The sequence below is a fragment of the Hymenobacter sp. R533113 genome, from assembly GCF_056835965.1.
The window spans coordinates 1,114,506-1,137,362 of the sequence record NZ_JAKWBD010000001.1 but is presented as its reverse complement, the minus strand read 5'-3'; the positions used below and the strand labels follow the sequence as shown (position 1 = coordinate 1,137,362).

Annotated in this window: 26 protein-coding genes; 15 read left to right on the top strand and 11 right to left on the bottom strand. The window is 56.2% G+C overall.

All coding sequences use genetic code 11. From position 1 onward, the window contains the following. Positions 1 to 120: 120 nt before the first annotated feature. From MKZ35_RS05295 to MKZ35_RS05270, 6 genes are all read right to left on the bottom strand, one after another. Positions 121 to 906: an alpha/beta hydrolase gene (locus MKZ35_RS05295; RefSeq protein ID WP_482512151.1), complete on the bottom strand. Its 786-nt coding sequence runs from the start codon at positions 904 to 906 to the stop codon at positions 121 to 123. A gap of 104 nt (positions 907 to 1,010) precedes the next feature. Beyond that, positions 1,011 to 1,934: a citrulline utilization hydrolase CtlX gene (ctlX, locus tag MKZ35_RS05290; RefSeq protein WP_482512150.1), complete on the bottom strand. Its 924-nt coding sequence runs from the start codon at positions 1,932 to 1,934 to the stop codon at positions 1,011 to 1,013. 107 nt (positions 1,935 to 2,041) lie between these two features. Next, positions 2,042 to 2,671 carry a methyltransferase domain-containing protein gene (locus tag MKZ35_RS05285; protein ID WP_482512149.1) on the bottom strand — a complete coding sequence of 210 codons (630 nt, stop codon included), beginning with the start codon at positions 2,669 to 2,671 and terminating at the stop codon, positions 2,042 to 2,044. A 215-nt stretch (positions 2,672 to 2,886) separates the two neighbouring features. Then, positions 2,887 to 3,657 (bottom strand): hypothetical protein, encoded by a 771-nt coding sequence (locus MKZ35_RS05280; RefSeq protein WP_482512148.1) that lies wholly within the window; start codon positions 3,655 to 3,657, stop codon positions 2,887 to 2,889. A 188-nt stretch (positions 3,658 to 3,845) separates the two neighbouring features. After that, positions 3,846 to 4,151 carry a hypothetical protein gene (locus tag MKZ35_RS05275; RefSeq protein WP_482512147.1) on the bottom strand — a complete coding sequence of 102 codons (306 nt, stop codon included), beginning with the start codon at positions 4,149 to 4,151 and terminating at the stop codon, positions 3,846 to 3,848. A 93-nt stretch (positions 4,152 to 4,244) separates the two neighbouring features. Continuing rightward, positions 4,245 to 4,793, bottom strand: coding sequence for an NmrA family NAD(P)-binding protein (locus MKZ35_RS05270; protein ID WP_482512146.1), 549 nt, complete (start codon positions 4,791 to 4,793; stop codon positions 4,245 to 4,247). Between the two features lie 231 nt (positions 4,794 to 5,024). Between MKZ35_RS05270 and MKZ35_RS05265 the strand changes: the two genes are divergently transcribed. Together MKZ35_RS05265 and MKZ35_RS05260 are read left to right on the top strand one after the other, a co-directional pair. Next, positions 5,025 to 5,660, top strand: coding sequence for an MBL fold metallo-hydrolase (locus MKZ35_RS05265; RefSeq protein ID WP_482512145.1), 636 nt, complete (start codon positions 5,025 to 5,027; stop codon positions 5,658 to 5,660). Beyond that, complete coding sequence (locus MKZ35_RS05260; RefSeq protein WP_482512144.1) at positions 5,657 to 6,040, top strand: hypothetical protein; 384 nt, start codon at positions 5,657 to 5,659, stop codon at positions 6,038 to 6,040. Before MKZ35_RS05265 ends, MKZ35_RS05260 begins: the two co-directional genes overlap by 4 nt. Positions 6,041 to 6,098: 58 nt before the next feature. On the opposite strand, the gene MKZ35_RS05255 is transcribed toward MKZ35_RS05260, so the two are convergent. The 5 genes from MKZ35_RS05255 to MKZ35_RS05235 all read right to left on the bottom strand — a co-directional run bounded on the left by MKZ35_RS05255 (position 6,099) and on the right by MKZ35_RS05235 (position 11,598). Next, positions 6,099 to 6,893 (bottom strand): DUF4097 family beta strand repeat-containing protein, encoded by a 795-nt coding sequence (locus tag MKZ35_RS05255; protein ID WP_482512143.1) that lies wholly within the window; start codon positions 6,891 to 6,893, stop codon positions 6,099 to 6,101. Between the two features lie 89 nt (positions 6,894 to 6,982). Next, positions 6,983 to 7,744 (bottom strand): LytR/AlgR family response regulator transcription factor, encoded by a 762-nt coding sequence (locus MKZ35_RS05250; protein WP_482512142.1) that lies wholly within the window; start codon positions 7,742 to 7,744, stop codon positions 6,983 to 6,985. A 132-nt stretch (positions 7,745 to 7,876) separates the two neighbouring features. Next, positions 7,877 to 8,779: a CPBP family intramembrane glutamic endopeptidase gene (locus tag MKZ35_RS05245; RefSeq protein WP_482512141.1), complete on the bottom strand. Its 903-nt coding sequence runs from the start codon at positions 8,777 to 8,779 to the stop codon at positions 7,877 to 7,879. Between the two features lie 111 nt (positions 8,780 to 8,890). Beyond that, entirely contained in the window at positions 8,891 to 10,081 is a 1,191-nt protein-coding gene (locus MKZ35_RS05240; RefSeq protein ID WP_482512140.1) for a sensor histidine kinase, read from the bottom strand. A gap of 68 nt (positions 10,082 to 10,149) precedes the next feature. Next, the gene (locus tag MKZ35_RS05235; RefSeq protein WP_482512139.1) at positions 10,150 to 11,598 is read right to left on the bottom strand and encodes an amidohydrolase family protein; all 1,449 of its coding nucleotides are present in this window, start codon (positions 11,596 to 11,598) and stop codon (positions 10,150 to 10,152) included. A gap of 251 nt (positions 11,599 to 11,849) precedes the next feature. On the opposite strand from MKZ35_RS05235, the gene MKZ35_RS05230 reads away from it, so the two are divergent. From MKZ35_RS05230 to MKZ35_RS05170, 13 genes are all read left to right on the top strand, one after another. After that, complete coding sequence (locus MKZ35_RS05230; RefSeq protein ID WP_482512138.1) at positions 11,850 to 12,584, top strand: YebC/PmpR family DNA-binding transcriptional regulator; 735 nt, start codon at positions 11,850 to 11,852, stop codon at positions 12,582 to 12,584. Positions 12,585 to 12,698: 114 nt separating this feature from the next. Then, positions 12,699 to 13,295: a hypothetical protein gene (locus MKZ35_RS05225; protein ID WP_482512137.1), complete on the top strand. Its 597-nt coding sequence runs from the start codon at positions 12,699 to 12,701 to the stop codon at positions 13,293 to 13,295. 77 nt (positions 13,296 to 13,372) lie between these two features. Further along, positions 13,373 to 14,311: a transposase family protein gene (locus MKZ35_RS05220; RefSeq protein ID WP_482511484.1), complete on the top strand. Its 939-nt coding sequence runs from the start codon at positions 13,373 to 13,375 to the stop codon at positions 14,309 to 14,311. Between the two features lie 226 nt (positions 14,312 to 14,537). After that, positions 14,538 to 15,611, top strand: coding sequence for a proline iminopeptidase-family hydrolase (locus MKZ35_RS05215; RefSeq protein ID WP_482512136.1), 1,074 nt, complete (start codon positions 14,538 to 14,540; stop codon positions 15,609 to 15,611). Positions 15,612 to 15,976: 365 nt separating this feature from the next. Then, on the top strand, positions 15,977 to 16,744 hold the full coding sequence (locus tag MKZ35_RS05210; RefSeq protein WP_482512135.1) for an IS5 family transposase: 768 nt from the start codon (positions 15,977 to 15,979) through the stop codon (positions 16,742 to 16,744). Between the two features lie 399 nt (positions 16,745 to 17,143). Beyond that, complete coding sequence (rluF, locus tag MKZ35_RS05205) at positions 17,144 to 18,199, top strand: 23S rRNA pseudouridine(2604) synthase RluF (RefSeq protein ID WP_482512134.1); 1,056 nt, start codon at positions 17,144 to 17,146, stop codon at positions 18,197 to 18,199. 210 nt (positions 18,200 to 18,409) lie between these two features. Continuing rightward, the gene (locus MKZ35_RS05200; protein WP_482512133.1) at positions 18,410 to 18,922 is read left to right on the top strand and encodes a sugar O-acetyltransferase; all 513 of its coding nucleotides are present in this window, start codon (positions 18,410 to 18,412) and stop codon (positions 18,920 to 18,922) included. 115 nt (positions 18,923 to 19,037) lie between these two features. Then, positions 19,038 to 19,544 (top strand): RDD family protein, encoded by a 507-nt coding sequence (locus tag MKZ35_RS05195; RefSeq protein WP_482512132.1) that lies wholly within the window; start codon positions 19,038 to 19,040, stop codon positions 19,542 to 19,544. Positions 19,545 to 19,768: 224 nt separating this feature from the next. Next, positions 19,769 to 20,767 carry a biotin synthase BioB gene (gene bioB, locus MKZ35_RS05190; RefSeq protein ID WP_482512274.1) on the top strand — a complete coding sequence of 333 codons (999 nt, stop codon included), beginning with the start codon at positions 19,769 to 19,771 and terminating at the stop codon, positions 20,765 to 20,767. Positions 20,768 to 20,950: 183 nt separating this feature from the next. Next, positions 20,951 to 21,202 (top strand): hypothetical protein, encoded by a 252-nt coding sequence (locus tag MKZ35_RS05185; protein ID WP_482512131.1) that lies wholly within the window; start codon positions 20,951 to 20,953, stop codon positions 21,200 to 21,202. Next, a complete protein-coding gene (locus tag MKZ35_RS05180) occupies positions 21,154 to 21,924 on the top strand; it encodes an aminotransferase class I/II-fold pyridoxal phosphate-dependent enzyme (protein WP_482512273.1) in 771 nt (256 codons plus the stop codon). The genes MKZ35_RS05185 and MKZ35_RS05180 overlap by 49 nt, the downstream gene beginning before the upstream one ends. Further along, positions 21,921 to 22,094 (top strand): hypothetical protein, encoded by a 174-nt coding sequence (locus tag MKZ35_RS05175; RefSeq protein WP_482512130.1) that lies wholly within the window; start codon positions 21,921 to 21,923, stop codon positions 22,092 to 22,094. Before MKZ35_RS05180 ends, MKZ35_RS05175 begins: the two co-directional genes overlap by 4 nt. A gap of 71 nt (positions 22,095 to 22,165) precedes the next feature. Continuing rightward, on the top strand, positions 22,166 to 22,723 hold the full coding sequence (locus MKZ35_RS05170; RefSeq protein WP_482512129.1) for a hypothetical protein: 558 nt from the start codon (positions 22,166 to 22,168) through the stop codon (positions 22,721 to 22,723). Positions 22,724 to 22,857: the final 134 nt, after the last annotated feature.

Genomic DNA, 22,857 nt, shown 5'->3' with positions numbered 1-22,857 from the left:
AGTTACAATAGCACCACCACTATTGCCCACACCACATACGCTCGCAACAAGCTGGGTTGGCAGGCAGGGGGCCACACTATAGCGACCTGTTGCATATAGAGGGCGCGTTAGGAAAGCCGACTACTTCGTTTTCAGGAAGGTATTAATCGTCTGATTTATCTCCTGCTTTTTTTCTTCGGTGGCCCCATCCCAGATATCATTATGGGTCATATTGTCCATTCTGACGATTTGAATAGCAAATTTTTTCTGTTCGGCAGGCGTCGGCAGCACGCCATCGTCGGCTACCTGGTCGCTGGAGCGGATGGTTAAAATGTGCGGACGCCGGGTGCGGGGCAGCGGCATCCGACGGTTATCCAGCGAAATGATTTTTCGCGCCAATTTCGGGTACTTGTGAGCAAACAGCATAGCCATGTCGCCCCCGTTGGAATGACCCACCAGCAGCAGATTCCTGAAGTCCAGCTCCGGGTTCGTCTTTTTGAGCGATTGCAGCACAAATAGCATGTTTTGCGTGCCCCGCTCCCAAAAAGGCCGTCGTACTTGCTGAGGATTGCCCGTGGTAGGCATGGGCGCTTCTTTGGGCAGCTCATGCTGAATACTGGCCACAAAGTAGCCTTGTGCCACCAGATTGTAGGCGATAAAAGTGTAGCCCGTATTGGTGCCGCCGTAGCCATGATTGAGGATGGCCAGTTTGAGCTTCGGCCGCTTCGCAGGGCTCAGCTTCGTGCCCGAACCTGGCCTATACACTACCACTGGAACCGGCCGGTTGCGGGCCTCGTCGAATAGGGCCAGCTGGTAGCTTTTTACTTCCCCTTTTGGTGTCTCGGTTATGCGCTGGGGTACAGGAGCTGGGTGCCCTACTTTCTGGCTGCTATCGGCGCAGCTATTTACCAGCAGCGCAATACTCAAAACTACGGCTATCCTTATGGTCATATAATACTTGATCAGACGCTGAAAGTTTATTTACTGGCTTCCTGCCTGCATTTCGGTCTGGAGGCAGCGTAAAAAGTCCTTTATATGCCGGGCAGAAACACTTCTGCCAACATACAGCGGGCGCTACCTCCACCAATGGTTTCGATGGTAAGAATAGGCAGCGGAACCAGCGTACAGTAGCGGCTGAGCGTTTGGCGCTGGTCGGCGGTCAACGCATCGTGGGCGCTTTGCGACATGACGAGCAGTTCCTGCCCGCCAACGGCAGGTTGCAGCGTGAGCATGTTGCCGGCAAAATGGGCTACCTGCGCCAGCGAAATAGTCTCGATTTCGTGTCCCGTCGAAGCCAGCGAATCCGTTACCGCTGCTTGCTCGGCCGGGTCGGTTATGCTTTCCAGACAGATGACTGCAAATTTGCCCCCCACGCATAGCATTACGTTGGTGTGGTAGATGGCATGGCCCTGCGCGTCGGTGGCGTGGAAAGCTACCGGGCGGTAGCCCAAAAGGCTGGTCACTTCACGAAACAAATCCGCATCGGTGCGGGGCGAAAGGCCAGCGTACGCTACGCGGTGTTGGTGGTCGAAAATAAGGCTGCCCGTGCCCTCCAGAAACCGGCTCTCCCGCTCGTAGTGGGATAAGTCGATTACCTCTCGAATGCTGAACTGCCTGCCCAGCGCTTCCAGAATATCGGGCCGCCGCTCGGGGCGGCGGTTGGGCGCGTGCATCGGGTACAGCACAACGCGGCCGTCAGGGTGCAGGGTGAGCCAGTTGTTGGGAAACACGGCGTCGGGCTTGGGTGGCGCGGGCGTATCGTCGAACACCAGCACGTGCACGCCGTGCGCCCGCAGCGTAGCCACGGCCGCATCGAACTCAGCAAATACTTTTTCCTGAATAGCTGCCTGCTCCAGCCCGGCTATGGGCTGCTGGAAGTGATTAGACGCCGCCGTTTCGGTGTTAAAGGCAAACCGGACGGGCCGCACGAGAAAAACGGTAGAAGCAGACGGCATGTGAAATAGTGAGTGGTGACATGGTGAGTTTGATGTTCTAATTGCACCATTAACGCAATATGCGCCTTGAGAGCATCAAACTCACCATTTCACTAAATCACCACTTACTATTTCACCTTTCCTATCACGGCGTACAGCGGGTCGCTGCGCCGGGGCTGCGGGCTACGGTCGAGTAGCTCAATGTGCTGCCAGTTGCCGGCGGCCAGCAGGTACTGTTTCACCAGGGCCAGATGACCCCGGTCGTCGAGGGCGTGCCAGGCGGCTATGGCTTTGGTCGGGAAGCAGCGGTTGGAAAAGGTAATAACCACGGGAGCTTCCGACCGGAGCACGCGGGCCAGGTCGCGCAGCACTTCCACGGGCCGCGTCAGGTAGTCCACGGATACGCAGATGGCCGCGCCATCAAACTCATTCTCGTCAAAGGGAAGCTTCGGTTCCTGGTTCAGATCCTGCACCACGTAGCTCGCCAGCCGAGGATTAGCGCGCAGCTCCTGCTCATTCATCCCCAGGCCCACCACGCGCTGATACGGCACCTCGGGGGGCAAATGGCTCACCCAGCTGCTCATCAAATCCAGCAGGCTGCTATTGGCGGAAAGATACTCGCGGTAGAGCTGCGTGACGGCCGCAATTGCGCCCTCGTCAATGTGGGTCACAAAGCGGGGCTGCTGATAAAATTGCGCGTCCGGGGTTTCATCAGAACGGCGGAAGGCGTCGGCAGAGAAAGGGGGATCTGAGGCCATAAAGGCAAGTGTTATTAAAAGCTTAACGGAATAGCTAGCTACTCCACTAGACAGTCCTAATAGCTCGTACTACAGCACGTCATGCTTGATCTAGCGGACGCTAGATCAAGCATGACGTGCTGTAGTACGACCTCCTTCTGGTACAGCCACTCTTATAACAAAGCCGCGTTAGAAATGGCCAGCTTTATAAATGGCACTGTTCACCCAAAAGCTTCTTACCGCATAGTCAAATCTTCCTTCCGAATCCAACCCGTTGTTTTCACCTTTTCCCAGTTCACAAACGTGACAAATACCGCTTGTTCGGAGGAGTCAGTCAGGGTCATCTTGTCGCCGCGGATGCAGAAGGCGCGGCGGCGCTGAGTCAGGTCGGGCGAGTCGTAGAAATAGGTGGTATCTACCCGCACGGTGCCGGTGGTGGCTGGCGGCCGACTTACAGCAACAGTTGTTTCTTCTGGTTCGGATGTGGCCACTACGGGCTTTTTGGTTGGGATAGGTGGGGCTGCCGGTTGTTCTGCCACCCGACGCGGACTGGTTGCCGTGGCGCGGGGAGGCGTGGACTGTACACCCGATTTTCGGGCCTGCACCTCCGTTTTTTTCAGCCAGCCCACAACAGGGTTACCATCGGAATTAAAATAACGGGTTTTGATAAAATTTCCGCTCTCCCCTTCCGCATACACAATATCACCCCGCAACACATACTTGCCTGTGGAGCCCTTTTCGTTGGGTTCGGAATGAAAATAGGCTCTGGCGGGCAGAACGCTGTAGGCTGCCGTAGCTTGTTTCGTACTAGTGCTGCCTTGCAGTAACGGTGTCGAATTTTCACTCTCTTCCAGGATTGGAGAAGTATCGCTTGACGCCTCCATAGCAGAGGTAGCCGAAACCGGCAGATTGGTACTAGTCAATGGGGCCTCACGTCTTTGCTCGGCGCTGTTTTTCTTCGACAGCCAATAGGCCGTACCCGCAACGAGTATGAATACTGCGGCCAATAGCAAGTAAATCAACCCTTTCCGGGGTTGTCGGGCTATGGCACCCTGGCTTGGATATAAACGTCTTGATTGCGCTTGGTTGCTCATGCTACGGATGGGTAAAGGCTACTGTACCTAGTCCGTAATGTTTACGTAGTTTTCAAAGTTCAGGGAGACCTTTTGATGGTTGGCTGCCCAAGAGTTACTCCTTAATCGGTAGAAGACTCCCGGCTCGCAAGCACTTCTCGCACCGGAGTCCAGCGGATATCGGGGTAGCGGGCGTTATCCAGGGGCTTCAGCTTGGGTAGCCCGCTGAACATGTTAGGCATGTATTGCATGCCTTGCCAGGGCGGAAATACGTCGTCATTGGTGGGCATAAGTGCCTTGGTCACCTTAATTACGGTTCCGAAAGCTCCCAAGCTACCAACCCGGAATAAGCTAAACTGCTCGTCCGTGACGGCACTGGCCACCGCTTGCAAGCCGCGAATAGTAGCTACTTCGCCGGCCACGCGCAAAAACCGGGGCGTGGTAGCGTCGAGGGCGGCGGCGGCTGTGAAGGCAGCGGTATCCTCGGTGGTCGTAAAGTCTAGCTCCTGGTCCGCGTTGCCTCAGTACACGACCCGCTTAAACTTAAACAAGATAACCGGGGCCTGGCCGGCTAGCAGATCGGTGAACATGCCATTGAGGATGGAAGTGGCCCGAATAGGTGCTTTATCGAGCCACTCGGCAAACTCCCGGCGCAGGTCGAGGTTGCGGTTGGAGCCGACGGCAAGCTTGGTGTAGTCAATACAATAATCGGAGGGAATGAAGTGGGGAACGCCCGCAGCCACCGCCGCTTCCAGCAGGCGCGTCTGCATCTCCACGATTACCTCCCGCAGTCCCGACAAAGCCGATACCACGCAGGTTGCGCCGGCGCAGGCTTTCGTTAGCTCCGCTACGCTGTTGAAATCTACTTCCGTAATAATTGCCCCCCGCTCGCGTAAGGCAGCAACAGCGGGTGCCGCGCTGCCAGCGCGGACCAGCGCCCGCACATTTGCCCCCCGCTTCAGCAGGTGCTTCACAATTCGCCCCCCAAGGTCGCCGGTGGCGCCGGCAAGCACTACAGTTGCCTTCTGAGCGCCAGTTTTGTTTGTATTCTCGGTTGTTGATTCGGCCAAAATGAGGAGGATAAACTGGGTAAGGGAAACCTGTAGCGGTCTATCAGACGTGGATACGCGTCTGACAGGCTCAAACTCAACAGGCCAGGATTAATACCGATACGTATCCCTGAAGGTTATTGACAGCCAGGAAAATAAGGCGGGCATTGGCACAAAATGCCCCCCACCGTTGACCATGCGGCTCGTATCTGCGTACGCCTCAGGACAGTTATTTCACTAAACCCGGATCCGATGAAACAGGTAGCTGCTGGCGTCAACCAGCTTCTCATTCAGCGCTTTGTCAATGTATATTTTGTGGAGGTCGGTGCCCCCGGCCAGTGGGTACTGGTAGATACGGGCCTGCCTGGCTCGGCCAAAACCATCATTGCGGCGGCCGATAAGCTATTTTATCCCGGCACCCATCCGGAAGCCATACTCCTTACCCACGGCCACATGGACCACGCCGGCTCGGCCCAGGAGCTTGCCGACCACTGGCACGTCCCGATTCTGGCGCATCGGCAGGAGATGCCTTTTCTGACCGGCAAAGCCGTGTATCCGCCCGCCGACCCAACGGTAGCCGGGGGTGGCTCATTGGCATTTGCCAGCCGCTTTTTCCCACCCCAAACCTTTAACCTTACCGGCGTGCAGGCCTTGCCCGAAGGCGAGGAAGTGCCTTATATGACTGGCTGGCAATGCCTGCACGTACCCGGCCATGCGCCCGGCCAGGTGGCTTTTTCCGTGCGGAGGACAAGACCTTGCTTGGGGCCGATGCCTTCGCCACTACCAAACACGACTCTGTTCTGTCGGTGCTGCTGGGGGTGCCCAAAATCAGCCGGGCCGGCACGCCGTTCACGTTTGACTGGGAAGCGGCGCATGCTTCGGTCGTGAAGCTGTCCAACCTGGAGCCCCAGGCCATCGGCTGCGGCCACGGTCCGGCATTACAGGGGCCCCACTTGGCGGAAGAACTGCGGCAGTTGGCGCTGCACTTCCCCGTGCCGCCCAAAGGTCGATACATCGAAAGTCCGGCCCGCACCGATGAAAATGGCGTAGAGTTTATTCCCCCTGCCCTACCCGATACGCTACCAGCCCGCGCGGCCATGCTGGGGGGCGGATTAGCCCTTGCCGCGCTAGCCGCAGTACTGTTGAGTAAGCGTGATAAAAAGAAAGGCAAAAAGCGCAAGCACGCCCTGAAAGGCTACAGACCAGCGCCTGCGGTAGCCCACGAGCGGCCTTTTCCTGATTATCCGTACAAAGAGAAATACTACTAGTAAACAGAAAAAGGCGGGGCCGCTAAGCCCCGCCTTTTTCTGTTTACTAGTAGTACGCTTATTTCTGCCGCACGCTTATTCCGCCGTTGGTGGTAACAGCCTTCACGGGCGCGCCGCCCTTACCCAAAGTAGCGGCTATTTCGCGGCCCCGAGTGCCATTCTTAGTAATAGGCAAATCCGCATTCACGCCCCCTGACGAGGTGCTGGTCATGAGCTGAGCCGAGTAGTTTTGGGGTACCAACCAAGTGATACCACCGTTGGTAGTAGCTACGTCGAGACCCGTGCCGTCCCATTTGTCACCGGCGAGGCTAATGCTAAGGCCCCCATTCGTAGTACGGCCTTTCACGTCGCCACCCAAGCCGGTCAGCGACACGCCCCCATTCGTTGTTTTGAAGGTGATGGCACCGCTTACGTCCTGCAAGCTGATACCGCCATTGTTGGTGTTGAGCGCCAGACTGGTTTGCTGGGGCACAAACACCTCGTAGCTCACAGACCAGTTGTCGTTGCCGGAGGCTTCAGCGCGCAACATGTTGTTATCGGTTTTGATCTGGACAGCAGAGAGTCGCTGTTGAGCATTGCCGCCCCAAGTCTGTACCATGGCCCGCACGCGCACATCGGTGCCATTCCAGCCACGCACCGAAATGCCCCCATTCTGACTTGCATCAATGGTAAGCGTTTTGCCCCCCAGCGCGGCTAACGTCAGGTCACGGCTTTCGCAGGCGCGCTGCGTACGATCGTTGCTGGAGTTGTTGCGATTTTCCCGGTCGCAGGAGGAAGTAAAAGAAGGTGCAGTTTGGGCAGCAGCGGATAGGGCAGAGGCGCTGAAGATGAGAGCGGTGAGCAGGTTTTTCATGGCGAAATGCAGAAGTATAGTCGGGAAGTTTTGCCATTGACCGGCTGCTACCCCAAAGGCTGCATCTCCAGATGAAGCAATTCCTACTTCTACCCGAGCAAGGGGCGCAACACGTCGGCGTGGCCCCGACTGACGCGCACCGTGCGCCCGCCTTCCAGCGTCGCATAAAAGCCCCCCGAGCCGTCGCGCTCCAGCTCGCGCACCGCATCCAAAGCCACCAGCACCGAGCGATGAATACGCACAAACTTCTCCGGATCAAGGCGCTGCGCCAACTGGCTGATGCCCAGGTTGCTCAGGAGTTGCTGGCCGGTTCGGGTATGGAGCGTGGCGTAGTCGCCGGCCGCCTCTACCCACCGAATGTCCTGCACGGGCACGGCCACCAGGCGCGCACCCTGCGGGACAAACAGCCGGGCCGGGTACGTAGGCGGTACCGCAGCGCTGGGGGGCATTTTGGTTTCTTCCAGGCGCTGTAGCAAACGCTCCAGCGCAGCATCGGGCGCGGAGGCCTGAGCGAGGACCCGCTCTACCGCCTGCCGAAACCGGGCGCGGTCGTAGGGCTTCAGCAGATAATCCACAGCTCCGGCCTCGAAGGCACTGAGCGCATATTGATCGTAGGCAGTAGAGAAAATAACGCGCGGAATTCGCTCTAGCTGGGCCAGCACCTCGAAGCCTGTGAGGCCCGGCATTTGAATATCCAGAAACAGCAGATCGGGCTGGTGGAGGCGAATCGCTTCCACGGCGCTCAGCCCATCGGCGCACTCCCCCACAATGCTGATCTGAGGAAAATCGGTGAGGTACTGGCGGATAATGGTGCGGGCCGGGGCTTCGTCGTCGATGAGAAGAGTGGTCATAAGCTCCGGCATGGGTAATCGTTGAAGGTAGCGCGAACCGAAGGACGGCAAAGCCAAGCATTGGCATTTGGCAGCTCGCGTATCGCTGCGGTGCTTGGACTCCTTGCCCAGCTATCAAGTCACGTTGCGCATCTAACCCGTATAGGTTAGGGTAGTCGAAGTCTCGAGAGGCGGCTCAGTGCGAGGTTCCGTTGTATGGAGAGAAGGCAAGCGCCAGAATATCCAACCAGCCAGCAGCACCACGAGCGCGACGCCGAGGGGGCCACCAAAACCAGCCCATACGGGGTTGACCGTTGAGAGCAGCATAATAGAAGCAGCTCCTAGCGTATTAAGCACGGCATGGGCAAAGGCTGGCAGCCAGACACTCGTGAAGCGAAGGCGCAGATAGCCATACAGAATTGCGACACTGCATACCTGGAAGAAGTGCAGAATCAGGGCTCCGGCCAGGCTGGCAGCACTCATTTTGGGGTACAATACTCCTCCTATAATCAGCGGAGCCTCCCACATAAACCACAGAACTCCCGAGAGCAGCAGCGCCCGCCGGGTGCCCAGGGGCAGCAAGGCGGGCAGCAGAAACCCCCGCCAGCCAAATTCTTCTGCAAACGCGCATACGCAGCAAAACAAAAACACGAACAGCAAAGAGAAAACCACTTGAGTTGGCTTTACCTCCGCCAACCAGTGCATCCACCCCATTTGCAGCGAAATGCTGTTGGCTGCGGCAACGAGAGCAAGCGTAGCGCCCAGCACCACCAAGTAGGCCGAGACTGGTCCGACGCGCCAACCAACGAGCTTAAAGGCGGGACGCACTCGCCAGCCCATAACCAGCAAGGCGGCTAGCAGCACGCTGAGTTGTGACAATGCCGCCGCGATGCCAGTCGTTGCCTCCTGCCGGAGCAGGCCCATCGTCCGGGCCTGCTGCACCCAAAGGGCGGAGAGCAGAATGGCAATGCCCAAAAACAACAGTACCGAGGGCCATCCTACGTGCAGTTTAGGCGCTGCAACGGCCCGGTCTTCCATTTTGCTAACGTTCATCATCAGGCGGGGATAGAAAAGAGGTGTGACTATGTTGGTTTAGAATGTATTAGTTGAAGAACCAGCGTAGTTTTGCTACTTGATTCGCGTACCACTAGCTTACAAGTAATGGTTTTACCAGATGCTCTGCAACGCCCCCGGAAGCGTGCCCGGAGTGGTAATTTCTGCGGCCGCCGGCGTTGCTGGCCGTAGCGGCGCGCCTGTAGCAAAGGGCGATAATGGCAGCGTCGGTAGCGGCAGCTCAAAGCTAACGTGCAAGCCCTGGGGGGCATTTTTACTGATTTTCAGGCCTTCTGAGCCCAGGGCCAGCAAGCGGGCGTGGGTGTTGCGCAGACCGACTCCGGCAGTATGCAGCAGGGTGGAGGTTGCCTGTGCTCCTACGCCCGTATCGGCCACCACCACGCGCAGGCCCTCCCTTATCCGGCTCACCTGCACCAGTACCGTACCGCCCGCCACGCTAGGACTCAGGCCGTGGCGCACGGCATTTTCTACCAACGGCTGAATGAGCATGGGCGGCAGCAGCTGCGTGTGCAGCGCTTCTTCTATTTGAAACTCCACATGTAGCCGCGCCCCAAACCGCGCCTGCTCCAGCTCCAGATAGGCCCGCAAAAAGCTAATTTCGTCGCCCAGCGGCAGCTGCTCCTGCCGCGAGGCTTCCAGGGCAAAGCGAAACGTGTGAGCCAGACGAGCAATCAGCTCGCGGGTGGCTTCCAGCTCGGGCGGCACGGAAGCGCTGATGGAGTTGAGGGTATTAAACAGAAAGTGCGGATTGATCTGGGCTTTCAGGGCCGACATCTCGCTTTGGTGCGCCTGGGCCTGCAACTGCTGCTCGCGCTGGCTTTGCTGGCGTAGTTGCTGGGTGAAGCGCAACACATGCAGCACCCCAAATTGCACGCAGTAAAACAAGGCCGGAATGTACACATCCCACGCCTTTCCGCTGCCACTTATACCGCCCATCCCCAGCCAGGTTAGCATCTGGTAATAGCTAACAAACCAACTCGCTACCCACAGCGGCCCCAATACTAAGTGCGCCAGTAGCTTTATGGTCCAACTAGCCTTATCGAGCGCGGTGCGAAAAAACAGCCACCATACGGGCAGGGTCCAGAGGGCTTTCAGGGGATAATCAATCAGCAGCACGCGCCGCAGGTAGCCAAGGAAGGTGCCCGCCGGACCGAAATCCTGGGATGCGTAGGCAATAGTAGCCGCGTAGAGCACGCCAAAGGCTACGTACAAAACCAGCATCGCCAGCACGCCCCGCCGGGTGAAGCGGGCCGGCAGCAAGGGCGCGGGGGGCAAATTAGTCATAGCTGAGGGGAGAAAGTAAGGACTTTAACTTACGATTTTTCAGTCTGAAACTTGTGCCCGAATGGCTTTCACGGCGACCCCACCTTGCCAGTGTCGCCCGCCGGCGTGGCCCCGCCGGTCGGCGGCGCTGGCAGCCGCTCCCCCTGCTTCACGCGCAAACGAATATCGCGCACGGCGGCCGGAAAGTCGAGCAGCGGATTCTGGCCCAGTACCAGCAGGGACGCTTCGTAGCCCGGAGCCAGCCGCCCGATGCGGCGGCCGGGAAAAATGGCCCGCGCCGTGGTTTCGGTCCAGAGGCGCAGCAGGGTGGCGTGGTCGAAGGCACCGAGCTTTTCCCAGGCCAGGGCCTCCCCTACCGGCGTCTCGCCCCACCAGTCGGCCCCTACCAGTGGCGCGACTTTATAGCGCACCATGTTGCGCAGCAGCTCGCGCTGGGCCGTTTGATGCCGACGCAGGCGGCTGGAATCGGCGGGCGTGAAGTCGTAACCAATCCAGACGGTGGGCGTCATCATGATGCCGCGCCGGCCGGCGGCCCGCAAATCAGCCACGGTCAGGTAGCAGTCGGCGGGGTCGGGGCAGTCGCGGCCGCCGTAGTTGGGCGCATGGGCAAAGCCATCAACGCCGAGGCGCACACCCAGCCGAAAATCGTCGGCCGTCTCGACGTGGGCAAACACGCGCAGGCCCGCCGCGTGCGCCCGCCGCACGATTTCGGCCGCCACGTCGGGCCGCAGGCCTTTGTCGCCGAGCTGGCCGCTGCGCCGGGTGCGCTCGTAATTTTTGGCGTCCAGCAGATAGATTTTGAGCAAATCGGGCCGGCCGGCCAGAATGCGCAGCCATTTGGCGTTGAGGTCGGGTAGGCTGTCCAGAAACCAGTAGGCGTCGTTTTCCTTCAACCGGCTTTTCGCGATGGTGTCTTGCTTGATTTTCCATTGGGTATAGTCATGAAAACCCATTGCCCGTGGCTCATAAGCCATAAACGGATGGCCTAAGGTGCTGGTCAGGCCGCCGTTGGCATACACCGCGTCCACGCTGCGGGGCTGGTTGAGAAAAGGCCGGGCCGCCTCTGCCCCGCGCCGCGAGTCGGTGAGCACCTGCACGTAATAAACGCCCTCGCACAGGTATTTCTCAATCATGGCTGGCAGCCCGCGGGTGCCGTCGAGCATGTGGTTGTGGGCCTCGGCGAAGGGCGGCACCACCCACTGCCCGCGCAGGTCTACCACCGTATCCACGCGGGCCGGGCGGTGGCGCTGGAGCAGGCCGTCTTTTATATAAAAAACCCGCGCCCGAAACCCCTGACCGTCGAACCACTTCCCGTTGCGCAGCTCCCAGGTGGGGCTGGCGGTATTCGTTCGGACGTAGGCGCGGGGGCGAGGCAGCGGCGGGGCCGGGCGCTGGGCTCGGCTCGTCAGGCTCAGCAGGCACGTGATGAGCAGCAGGGCCGGTCGGCGGGAAATGGTAGGCCTGGGGGGCATTTTTCTCAGAAATAACGCCCTGGCATCGCGCAGTAGGATTCGCATGGGAAAGCAGTTAGGTAGAAGTCAAACCTAGCCCGATTCCAACCCGCTTGCCAGCGGCTTTCGACTACTGGCCGCAACAGCGGACGAGTGGCGGCGAGCGGCGATGAGCGTAATGCGGACTTCCGCCCGCGCTACGTCCGTAATTTGCCCCCCGACGGGCTTTGCGCTAACTTGCAACCCGTTCGGCGCCCCACCCACTCGCGCCGCATACGCCTGACTCACAAATTCACCATTTCACAAGTTCACCATAGATGGGAAGAGCATTTGAATTTCGCAAAGGCCGCAAAATGAAGCGCTGGGACCGCATGTCCAAAGATTTCACCCGCATCGGCCGCGAAATCGTGATGGCCGTGAAGGAAAGCGGCCCCAACCCCGATACCAACTCCCGCCTGCGCGCGGCCATGCAGAACGCGAAAGGCGTGAACATGCCCAAAGACCGCGTGGAAGCCGCCATCAAGCGTGCGCACAGCAAAGAGGAAAAAGATTATCAGGAGGTTGTATATGAAGGCTACGCGCCCCACGGCGTGGCCATTGTGGTAGAAACCGCCACCGACAACCCTGTGCGTACCGTGGCCAACGTACGTATGTACTTCAACCGCGGCAACGGCGCCCTCGGCACCGCCGGCTCCTCCGACTTCACCTTCACCCGCAAAGGCGTGTTCAAGCTAGCCGCCGAAGGCCTCGACCGCGACGAGCTGGAGCTGGAGCTGATCGACTTCGGCGCCGACGACATTTACGAAGATCAGGAGGAAGACGAGCATGGCAACGTGAAGGAGCTCATCGTAGTGGAAACCGCCTTCACCGACTTTGGCCAGATGCAAAAAGCCCTGGAAGAACGCCACCTCAACGTGGTTGGCGCCCAACTCCAGCGCATTCCCAACACCACCGTCACGCTGGAAGGCGACGAGTTGGAAGAGGTAATGAACCTGATTGAGAAGTTTGAGGAGGATGACGACGTGCAGGCCGTGTATCACACGCTGGGGTAAGCTTCACCTGCCGCTTAGGCTGCTTTAGAAACGCGGGTCGCTCTGGTTAGAGCGACCCGCGTTTTGTCTTACTTAACGACTGTCTGGCATTTTTACCCTGTAAACTGTTTTGAAATGAATTTTGAATTTGGTGAAGTAATCAATCCTTATTTGGAGAAGGCAGAATTTGATCAGGCTATTCAATTTGCTGAAAGTAAACTTGCTGCAATACCTGCTACTCCATTCCATGCGATTATCGGCAAATCATTCCTCGCTCAAGCGCCAAATCTCTGTTTATGGATTGATGCTTTCTATGAGGCTAACGCCAAAGCGTTTTTGATAAAGGCGCTTTATTTTGAGATGACTGAATTTGATATTAATACTGACGGATGGGGTATTGATGGATTTGCTTATCCTGAGGATGGCGGGTTGGAAGACCTAGAATGGCTAGCAAGTTTCGATGAACTAGCCGTAAGCCAAAGCGCTTTTATCTTAGCGGATTGCGAAAGCTTGCAAGAGGCATTCGAAGAAAATGATGCCAATTCAGACGATGAACAAGACGCTCAAGATTGGTGTGAGCAAATTATAATAGCGAAGTATATGCAACTGGTTCACGCGGCCCACAAATTGGCCAAAGAGAAAAAACTTCCTTGGGCGCTTCTTCCGGTTTACTGTACCGAACATGGTTATGATTTCGTTATCAGATCCATCAAGACTAGCAGTTTCACTTGATAGCCGGCCTACTTTAATAGTGCTGATGCGGAAAGTCTTTCTATCATAACCCGCGAGTCGGGGCTGTACATTTGGGCATGAATTATTTGGCCCTACGGGAGCGTCCGACGCAGTTTCTGGCGCTGACTAGCCTACTGCCCGCTGAATTTGACGACTTACTGCTCGACTTTGCGCCCGCTTGGGAGCGCTACCACCGCTACCATACCCTGGAGGGGAAGCGGCGCGGGTTTCCCGCTCACCAGGAGCGGGCCAACGCCACGCTGCCGGGTACCGACACCAAGCTCTTTTTTCTGCTCACCTACCTCAAAAGCAATGCTTTGCAGCAACACCAGGCCGCCAGCTTCGGCGTCTCCCAGACCCGCGTCAGCCGCCTGGCGGCCGTGTTGCTGGCCGTGCTCAACCAGGTACTGGCCGCCCGCCACCTGCTGCCCGTGCGCGACGGGGCGCAACTGGTGCAGCGGCTGGCTCAGCACCCGGACAAGGTCTTTGCCTACGATGGCGTCGAGCGCGGCATCCCGCGCAACGCCGACGGTGAGGGGCAGGCGGAAGAATACAGTGCTAAAAAAGCGCATCGCCTGAAAAACATGACCTTGTGCGATGCCACGCAGTACGTGTATTTCCTCTCGGCCACGGAAGGCGGACGGGTGCATGACAAGAAAATGGCCGACGAGTACCCGTTGCAGTTGCCGGCCGGCAGCGTGGTGCGCCAGGATCTGGGCCTGCTGGGCCATGCCCCGGCCGGGGTCGTGGTGGAGATGCCCCACAAGAAGCCCCCGAAGCAGGAGTTGACGTTTTCGCAAAAGCGCTATAACCAGCTGCTCAGTTCGTTGCGCGTCGTCATCGAGCACGCCCACAGCGGTATTAAGCGCCTGCGCATGGTCCGCGACCCACTGCGGCTGCGCGGCGCATGGGTGCGCGACACGGTCATGGTCGTAGCCTGTGGCCTACACAACCTGCGCGTCCTCAGTCCGCACCGGGCTTATCTTGCGCACGCACGTACGAATCTCCCGAAGTAGTTCGCATTAGCATTAATGTTCTACCACCGCGCTAAAAGCTGATTCAATCCCTATAGTTTTAAGCCAGCCACATACACATGCATGAATATGGGCCGCTCCAGACCGGAGCGGCTCGTTGTGTTTTGGGAAGGGTCCGAATTATCACTAGGTTTAGCCATATCGGAGACTAGCTTTTCAGTAACTGAAGCGTCACCATGCAATTCACCTTTCCAACCAACGCCATTCCATGCTACCACTGAAGAGAATAACCAGCGCCTGTCTGCTTTTCACCGGCCTCCTCAGCGCAGCCTGCTCCACGCCGGTTAAGGAAAAGGAAAACGAAACAGCTTCAACAGCAGCTACCAGCTACTTCCAAAGCCAGGAAACGGGCGTGCAGGACGGCGGCGTAAAGATGATTCCGATTACCACGCCCAAGGGCAAGTTCAACGTCTGGACGAAGCGCGTTGGTAATAACCCCAGGATGAAGGTGCTGCTGCTCAATGGTGGCCCAGGCGCTACCCACGAGTATTTTGAGTGCATGGAAAGCTTCCTGCCCAAGGAAGGCATCGAGTTTATCTACTACGACCAGCTCGGCTGCGGCAACTCCGACAACCCCAAGGATACCGCCATGTGGAGCCTGCCGCGCTACGTGGAGGAAGTGGAGCAGGTGCGGCAGGCGCTGAATCTGACCAAAGACAATTTCTACCTATTGGGCCACTCCTGGGGGGGCATTTTGGCCGCCGAATATGCCCTCAAATACCAGGACAACCTGAAAGGCCTCATCATTTCCAACATGATGATGAGCATACCTGAATACGGCAAATACGCCGACAACGTGCTGGCCAAGCAGATGAAGCCCGAAGTGCTGAAAGAAATTCGGCAGATTGAAGCCCGCAAAGACTTCCAGAACCCGCGCTACATGGAGCTGCTGATGCCGAACTTTTACACCGAACACATCTTGCGCCTGCCACTGGACCAGTGGCCAGAGCCGGTAAACCGCTCTTTCGCGAAGATGAATCAGTCGCTATACGTGACCATGCAGGGGCCCAGTGAGTTTGGTGTCTCCGGCAAGCTAGTGAACTGGAACCGAGTGCCCGATTTGCCCAAGCTCTCGGTGCCGGTTCTTTCCATAGGGGGCAAATATGATACGATGGATCCCGAGCATATGCGCCGCATTGCTGCGCAGGTGCAGAACGGCACCGCTCTTATTTGCCCCAAGGGCAGCCACATGAGCTTTTATGACGACCAGCAGACGTATATGACGGGACTAATCAGGTTTATGAAGGGCGTGGATAAGGGGGAGAAAAAGGTGGCATTGTGAAATTAAACCTATTCGCCTACCATTAGCAGACTTACCTAAAATATATTATCTTTATATTTTAGGTAAACTAAATTGATTTTTGATTTACTTTAAAAAATAAGATGATAAAGTTAAAGAACTACACACTAACAGCTAGTATAATACTTTATTTTCTCTGTTTAACACAGGATGCTTTTTATATAGACAGAAGTGATTATGATGCTTGGTCATCACCATTAATCCTCATTTTATTTGGGTGGGCAGGTGTCCTATTCGGGGCAGGCGCAGCTATATCATGGCTTGCTAAGAGCCTGTTAAAGAATGTAAGTAGCTGAGAGACAAAAAGAAACCAGCCAGGTTATTCCCTTTTCCTCATCCGACCAAAGATGTACGAAACGGACCTGACTGATTTCCAATGGCAAGTTATGGCAGAAATGTTGCCCGTCAAACGTCGTCGCAAGTATCCAATCCGACTCATTGTCAATGCCTTGCTCTACCTGACCAAGAGTGGATGCCAATGGCGGCTGTTACCGAATGACTTTCCGCCCTACCCGATCTGCTTTTACTACTTCCGGCGCTGGCAGAAGACGGGGCAGTGGGCAAGACTGAATAAAATGCTAGTCGAGCAAGAGCGGAAGCAGTCTGCCCCTTCGCGCCAGGCCAGCCCGAGCGTGGCCATTGTGGACGCGCAATCCATCAAATCCAGCGAACGAGGTGTGCCGGATAAAGGCTTCGATGGCTACAAAAAGGGACAAGGTCGCAAGCGGCAACTCGTCGTCGATACGGGCGGGCGGCTGCTGGCTGTACACGTGGGTCCGGCGCAGGAAAATGACCGGATCGGCGGCCAGCAGGCGTTGCAAAAACTAGCTTTACTGGGCTACAACCGGCTTTGTCTCATCCTCACGGATGCCGGCTATGCCAGCCAGGCACTGAGCCAATGGGTGCAGCAAGCCTGCGGCTGGCGACTGGCTACGGCTCCCGGACTCTGTGGCCACGGCGGCTTCAGGCCTGCGCCCGTTCGCTGGGTCGTCGAGCGCTCCATCAGGTGGCTGCACTGGGACCGACGCTTAAGCCGAGACTACGAATGCGAGACCAGCAGCGCCGAAGCCACCTTGTATTTGTCCAGTATTCGGCACCTCATTCGTAAATTTTAACAGGCTCTAATCCTATACTGTATATATCATGGATACTATTATTTAACAATAATAAATCAGCTTTTTTTACAAGTGCATTAGGTTTCTTTTTAGCGCTAACTTTTCTTTTTTTGACAAAATCATAACTAATGAAGCTGGACATTATTCTAAAATAACTCACTACGGATTAGGTTATTGGCTCTGGCTAGCAAGTTGTGTAGCAATGCTTTTTGGAACATATGTATTATATCATCAACCTAAACATAATTCGCAAAAATATTAATTATATATAATAACCACCTCTTAAATGTCTTGTATTTTTCTAACTCTGACTTAGGGCGGACTACTTCCCCGTATCTTTGCGGCCCGCTGGCAGCTCCGGCGGGCCGCTTGCTTTTCCCGCCTTCAAATTTGCCCCCCATGACTACCCGCCTCAACAAATACATCAGTGAAAGCGGCGTCTGCTCCCGGCGCGAAGCCGACAAATTCATTGAGCAGGGCAACGTGCTGGTGAACGGCAAGCGCGCCAGCGTCGGCGACCAGGTAACCGATAAAGACCGCGTGGTGGTGAATGGCAGCCACATTGAGCCCCGTGCCCCCGAAGACGCGATTTACATTGCCTTCAATAAGCCCCCCGGCATCACTAGCACCACCGAAACCAGCGTCAAGGACAACATCATCCGCTACATCAAGCACAGTGAGCGGATTTTCCCCATCGGCCGCCTCGATAAGGATTCGCAGGGTTTGATCCTGCTAACCAGCAACGGCGACATCGTCAACAAGATTCTGCGGGCCGGCAACAAGCACGAGAAGGAGTACATCGTGATGGTGGATAAGCCCATCCATGACAGCTTCATTGAGGGCATGCGCGGCGGCGTGCCCATCATGGGCATCATGACCCAGAAATGCGAGGTGCAGAAGGAAACCAACTACATCTTCCGCATCACCCTCATCCAGGGCATGAACCGCCAGATCAGGAAGATGTGCGAACATTTCGGCTACGAAGTGGTGCAGCTGGAGCGTATTCGGGTAATGAATATCACGCTCAAAGGCATAGGGGTAGGCGACTGGCGCGAGCTAACAGAGAAGGAGCTGGAAGGCATCATGAAGATGACCGAAAGCTCCTCTGGCACCAAGGAAGCCTCGCTACCCAAGCGCCGCGTAGGACCGCCCACTACTGCGTGGAGTAGCCGCTCCGCCCGCTTCACCGACGAGGGCGAGGAAAAGCCCAACCGCAAACCCGCTGGTACTGCTGGCAAGTCGGAAGCTCGCACGGCCCCAGGCAGCGCCAAGCCAGCGCGCAAAACCGTCACGGGTAAGCCAAAGCCAGCAGCCTCGTCCGCAGCTTTTGGCGCCGAAAAGCCCCCCAGAAAGTCAGCCCGCCCCACCGGACCTGGCTCCAAGCGCAAGCCCGCCGCCAAGACGTTGAATCGGGCGCCCAAAGGCAACGCCGGCCGCCGGGGCAGCAGCCGGTAGCGAATTTCAAGTCAAGGTAGAGTTGTAGAGACGCAATATTTTGCGTCTCGTCGTTGCTGAGGTTGTTATGACCAAATCCTATACAGTTATGGTCGTTCAACGACAGCAACGATGAGACGCAAAATATTGCGTCTCTACATATAGGCTTTTTATAGCTTCTCGATACTATAATCTATGCCCTCTGCACTTGAGCACATGCTGGCTGGCTAGTTGTACCAGGCCAACGACCCGGAACTGGTAGTCGCCCGCCAGCGCGCGAAGACCCTATGTCACCGCTACAATCAACAGCCACTAGAGCTGGACCGCGCCGTGCTGGCCGAGCTATTGGGCTATGAAACGGATGCCTACATCGAAGCCCCGCTGCGCTGCGACTACGGCGTCAACATTCAGCTGGGCCGAAATTTCTACGCTAACTACAACCTCACCATCCTCGACTGCGCACCAGTAACCATCGGCGACAATGTGTTTGTGGCGCCCAATGTGGTACTCAGCACGGCCGGTCATCCAGTGGAAGTAGGTCCGCGTGTGGCTGGTTGGGAATTTGCCCACCCTATCACCATTGGCGATAATGTGTGGCTAGGCGCGGGCGTCATCGTGCTGCCCGGCGTGACTATCGGGGCGGGCACCACCATCGGGGCCGGCAGCGTAGTGACGCGGGATATTGCGCCTAATTCGGTGGCCGTGGGCAATCCGTGCCGCGTGATTCGGGCGATTATGTCTTGATGGGTTATAGCAACCACTCAAAGAAATTGGGGGGCTTTTTGCAGAGGGTTAAGCTATCAAAGGGGTCGGCTCTTTGAGAATTAACCTTTAGCTCTCGCTCTACCAACGACATACAGTGGAACTACTCATTGATAACCAACGGACAGGATTCCGAAGAATGGTGGCACTCCTATTTGACGCAATTGTGCTTGCCGCGCCCTTTCTATTCATATCTGCCAATACGGGAATCAATGAGGAAACCTCTTCAAGCTTTAGTAATGCCCGAGTTGTAGTGCCGATTCTGTATTCTGTTCTTATGAATTACAAATACGGGCAAACGCTCGGCAAAATGGTCGCGGGTATCAGAGTATCTACTGTAGATGAAACAGATACCCTAACGCTGCGACAGGCTATTTTAAGGGATAGTATTTGGATCGGGTTTGCAGCTTTTAGCCTATCAGGTATAGGTGATAGTCTGCCGATAAGCCTAGCCGTATTTCTTTCTTTCACATTTCTATTATGGCCACTCGCCGACATTATCACGATGCTCGCAAACCCCAAGCGCAGGGCCATTCATGATTTTATAGCGGGTACCGTGGTAGTGAGGGTGCCCACAGCAGAAAGAGTACCTACCCGCTTCTAGTGCTGTATACGCTGGCTTGATCGATACGTTTTCTTGCATCGGGGACCTAATCTGCATTCAGCTTAGAGCCTAACTGTACTGCTGGCGCCTTGGGCTGAGGTTATTTCGCGGCCTTTACATTACCCCAACTCACTTTCCTCCTTATCTTGCGGTGCGCCCAGGTGCCTTTGTGGCCCTACCAAACCGCTTTTCTGCTTTCCGCAACCCTCAACCCACCCTTTTTGATGCTCCGCACCGACTGGACCCTCGACGAAGTAAAAGCCCTGTACCACCAGCCTGTGCTGGAACTCGTGACCCAGGCCGCCGCCGTACATCAGGCCCACCAGGCCACTGGCGAAGTCCAGGTGTGCACCCTGCTATCGGTAAAAACCGGCGGTTGCCCCGAAGACTGCTCCTACTGCCCCCAGGCCGCCCGCTACCACACTGGTGTGGAAGTGCACGCCTTGCTGAAAGATGAAGTAGTGCTGGATGCCGCCCGCCGCGCCAAAGACTCGGGCAGCACCCGCTTCTGCATGGGCGCCGCTTGGCGCGAGGTGCGCGACAACCGCGACTTCGACCGTGTGCTGGGCATGGTGACGCAGGTAAACGACATGGGGCTGGAAGTGTGCTGCACCCTGGGCATGATCAACGAATATCAGGCCGAGCGCCTCAAGCAAGCCGGCCTCTACGCCTACAATCACAACCTCGACACCAGCGCCGAGCACTACTCCGAAATCATCACCACCCGCACCTACGACGACCGCCTGAACACGCTCGAAAACGTGCGCCAAGCCGGTATCTCGGTGTGCTCGGGGGGCATTATCGGCCTCGGCGAAACCGACGAAGACCGCATTGCCATGCTGCACACCCTGGCCACCCTGCCCGCCCACCCCGAGTCGGTGCCGGTGAATGCGCTGGTGCCCGTGGCAGGCACGCCTCTTGCCGAGCAACCCCGCGTGAGTGTGTGGGAGATGCTGCGCATGATTGCCACGGCTCGTATTCTGATGCCGCGTACCATGGTGCGCCTCTCAGCTGGTCGGCAGGAAATGCCAGTAAGCGAGCAGGCCTTGTGCTTTTTGGCAGGCGCTAACTCCATCTTCTCCGGCGAGAAGCTATTGACCACGCCTAACCCGGATATTGACGCTGATAAGCAGATGTTCGCGACGCTGGGCCTGAAGCCGCGCAAGTCATTCAAGGACATGCCGCAGGGTGCTACGGTGTTGGCAAAAGCCTCGGCGTTATAGACTTTAAGCTAGCCTGTTCTGACGGGGCCTCACCCCCTAGCCCCTTCTCCTAGGGGAGAGGAGGGACTAGTTCTAATCATTAGCCTGCTAGAATAAGCTAGTCTGCTAAAAAACTAACAGCTAGTTCCCCTTCTCCCCGAGGAGAAGGGGCTAGGGGTTGAGGTTAGTCGTTGTACCTTAGCTATGTCTCCATCTCCCCTCCTCCACCGCCTAACTCAGCAGCTGGCCAAGCGCGAAGCAGAAGGCACCCGCCGTCACCTGACAGTGATGGAGTCAGGTCGGGTAGACTTTAGCTCCAACGATTATCTCGGTCTGGCTCGTAGCGGTGCTTTGCAGCAGGCTCTAACCGAAAAAGCCCCCCAGCCGCTGGCAGCACCGGCTCCCGCCTGCTCACAGGCAACTCAGCGGCGGCCGAAACTCTGGAAGCGCAGCTAGCAGCTTTCCACCGCGCGGAAGCGGCGCTACTTTTCAATTCCGGCTACGCCGCCAACCTAGGCTTTTTCGCCGCCGTGCCCCGGCGCGGCGATACTATCTTCTACGACGAAGCCAGCCACGCCTCCGTGAAGGACGGCATCCGGGGCAGCTTTGCCACGGCCTACAGCTTCCGCCACAATGATCTGTCGGACCTGGAGCGGCGGCTGAGTCGGGCGACGGGGGCCGTTTTTGTGGCTGTGGAGGCCCTGTACTCCATGGATGGCGACCAGGCGCCGCTACGGGAGCTGGCGGCATTTTGCCAGCAGCGCGGCTTGTATCTGGTGGTGGATGAGGCGCACACCAATGGTATTTATGGGCCGCGGGGCGAAGGTTTGGTGGTGGAACTGGGGCTGGAGGAGCAGGTGTTTGCCCGCATTCTCACGTTTGGCAAAGCGCTGGGCAGCCAGGGGGCCAGTATTGCCGGCTCCCAGGTGCTGCGCGAGTATCTGCTGAATTTCAGTCGGCCATTTATTTATACTACCGCGCTGCCCCCGCTGGCTATAGCTACTTTGGCCGCTGCGTATCAGGTGTTGCCTACTATGCAGCAGGAGCGGCAGCAGCTTTTTGCCCTTTCTGAGTTGCTGAAAACAAGGCTAAACGCAGTGCCTGGCCTGCATGTGCCGGAGGCCAGCCACGTTATTCATCCCGTTTTTTTCCAGAACACGCGGGACCGGCGCACGTGAAAGCAGTAGCCCAGGCCGCCCAAGCGCAGGGCTTTGATGTGCGCGCCATTTTTCCCCCCACCGTGCCCGTCGGCACCGAGCGCCTGCGGCTGATTGTGCACAGCTATAATACGGAGGCGGAGATTGAGGAGCTACAAACAAAGATTGCTGCAATTCTCGCATTCAATTAGTTGCGGCAATACTAACGTTGTGTGCTATTTTAAAAGCACAGACAAGACAAACACTATATTGTAAATACAACATGACATTTGAAGAAATAATCTATAAACACAGGGAAGTCTATATAAAACAGTTACTTGATTTTTATAGTGAAAGAACGGAGGGAATTAAAGAGCTTTTATTAGGATATCCAGAAGACAAACAAATTATGGTTTTAAACTTAACGAGAATGGACTACATGGTAAACATTAATGATAAGTGGGAAATTGAAGAATTAAGCCCGAACACATTTACCAACCATCACCCTATTGAGTTTTTAGTAGATAATTTAGAAGTTGAATTAAATCCATTCTACTGGCACGGATGTGAGATAAAAATTTTCCCGATACTTACTGATACTTCATTTTTGGAAAGATGGACAAAGAAATGGATTGATGAAGAAGATACTTTTGAAAGTACATCTGATGGGTTAAGCAGCGCCATTCATAGCGTAACAATTCCTGATCATCAAGATAATGCACTTATATTTTCAATAGACTTAGGAACAGCACCGATAGGCGCATTACTTGAATTGCTTAGAGAAACAAGAATAAACGGCGGAAATAAAGTTATTATTAATTCTTTTGAAATGATTGAGTAAAAATATAACATTGGCTTGTCAATATGACGATTGACTCGATTTGTATAAACCTTAGTGCAAAAACCGGCACATCGCTGAAACGTAAATTAGCAGCTAATCCCGCCGAAGCTTAAGCATTTTGGCACCACCTGTTA

Coding starts and splice junctions, on each gene's coding strand:
- MKZ35_RS05235 (WP_482512139.1), bottom strand. CDS start 11,598: ATGCGAATCCTACTGCGCGATGCCAGGGCGTTATTTCTGAGAAAAATG.
- MKZ35_RS05255 (WP_482512143.1), bottom strand. CDS start 6,893: ATGAAAAACCTGCTCACCGCTCTCATCTTCAGCGCCTCTGCCCTATCC.
- MKZ35_RS05170 (WP_482512129.1), top strand. CDS start 22,166: ATGACATTTGAAGAAATAATCTATAAACACAGGGAAGTCTATATAAAA.
- MKZ35_RS05245 (WP_482512141.1), bottom strand. CDS start 8,779: ATGATGAACGTTAGCAAAATGGAAGACCGGGCCGTTGCAGCGCCTAAA.
- rluF (WP_482512134.1), top strand. CDS start 17,144: ATGACTACCCGCCTCAACAAATACATCAGTGAAAGCGGCGTCTGCTCC.
- MKZ35_RS05215 (WP_482512136.1), top strand. CDS start 14,538: ATGCTACCACTGAAGAGAATAACCAGCGCCTGTCTGCTTTTCACCGGC.
- bioB (WP_482512274.1), top strand. CDS start 19,769: ATGCTCCGCACCGACTGGACCCTCGACGAAGTAAAAGCCCTGTACCAC.
- MKZ35_RS05185 (WP_482512131.1), top strand. CDS start 20,951: ATGTCTCCATCTCCCCTCCTCCACCGCCTAACTCAGCAGCTGGCCAAG.
- MKZ35_RS05265 (WP_482512145.1), top strand. CDS start 5,025: ATGAAACAGGTAGCTGCTGGCGTCAACCAGCTTCTCATTCAGCGCTTT.
- MKZ35_RS05220 (WP_482511484.1), top strand. CDS start 13,373: ATGAATTATTTGGCCCTACGGGAGCGTCCGACGCAGTTTCTGGCGCTG.
- MKZ35_RS05210 (WP_482512135.1), top strand. CDS start 15,977: ATGTACGAAACGGACCTGACTGATTTCCAATGGCAAGTTATGGCAGAA.
- MKZ35_RS05285 (WP_482512149.1), bottom strand. CDS start 2,671: ATGGCCTCAGATCCCCCTTTCTCTGCCGACGCCTTCCGCCGTTCTGAT.
- MKZ35_RS05225 (WP_482512137.1), top strand. CDS start 12,699: ATGAATTTTGAATTTGGTGAAGTAATCAATCCTTATTTGGAGAAGGCA.
- MKZ35_RS05240 (WP_482512140.1), bottom strand. CDS start 10,081: ATGACTAATTTGCCCCCCGCGCCCTTGCTGCCGGCCCGCTTCACCCGG.
- ctlX (WP_482512150.1), bottom strand. CDS start 1,934: ATGCCGTCTGCTTCTACCGTTTTTCTCGTGCGGCCCGTCCGGTTTGCC.
- MKZ35_RS05230 (WP_482512138.1), top strand. CDS start 11,850: ATGGGAAGAGCATTTGAATTTCGCAAAGGCCGCAAAATGAAGCGCTGG.
- MKZ35_RS05250 (WP_482512142.1), bottom strand. CDS start 7,744: ATGACCACTCTTCTCATCGACGACGAAGCCCCGGCCCGCACCATTATC.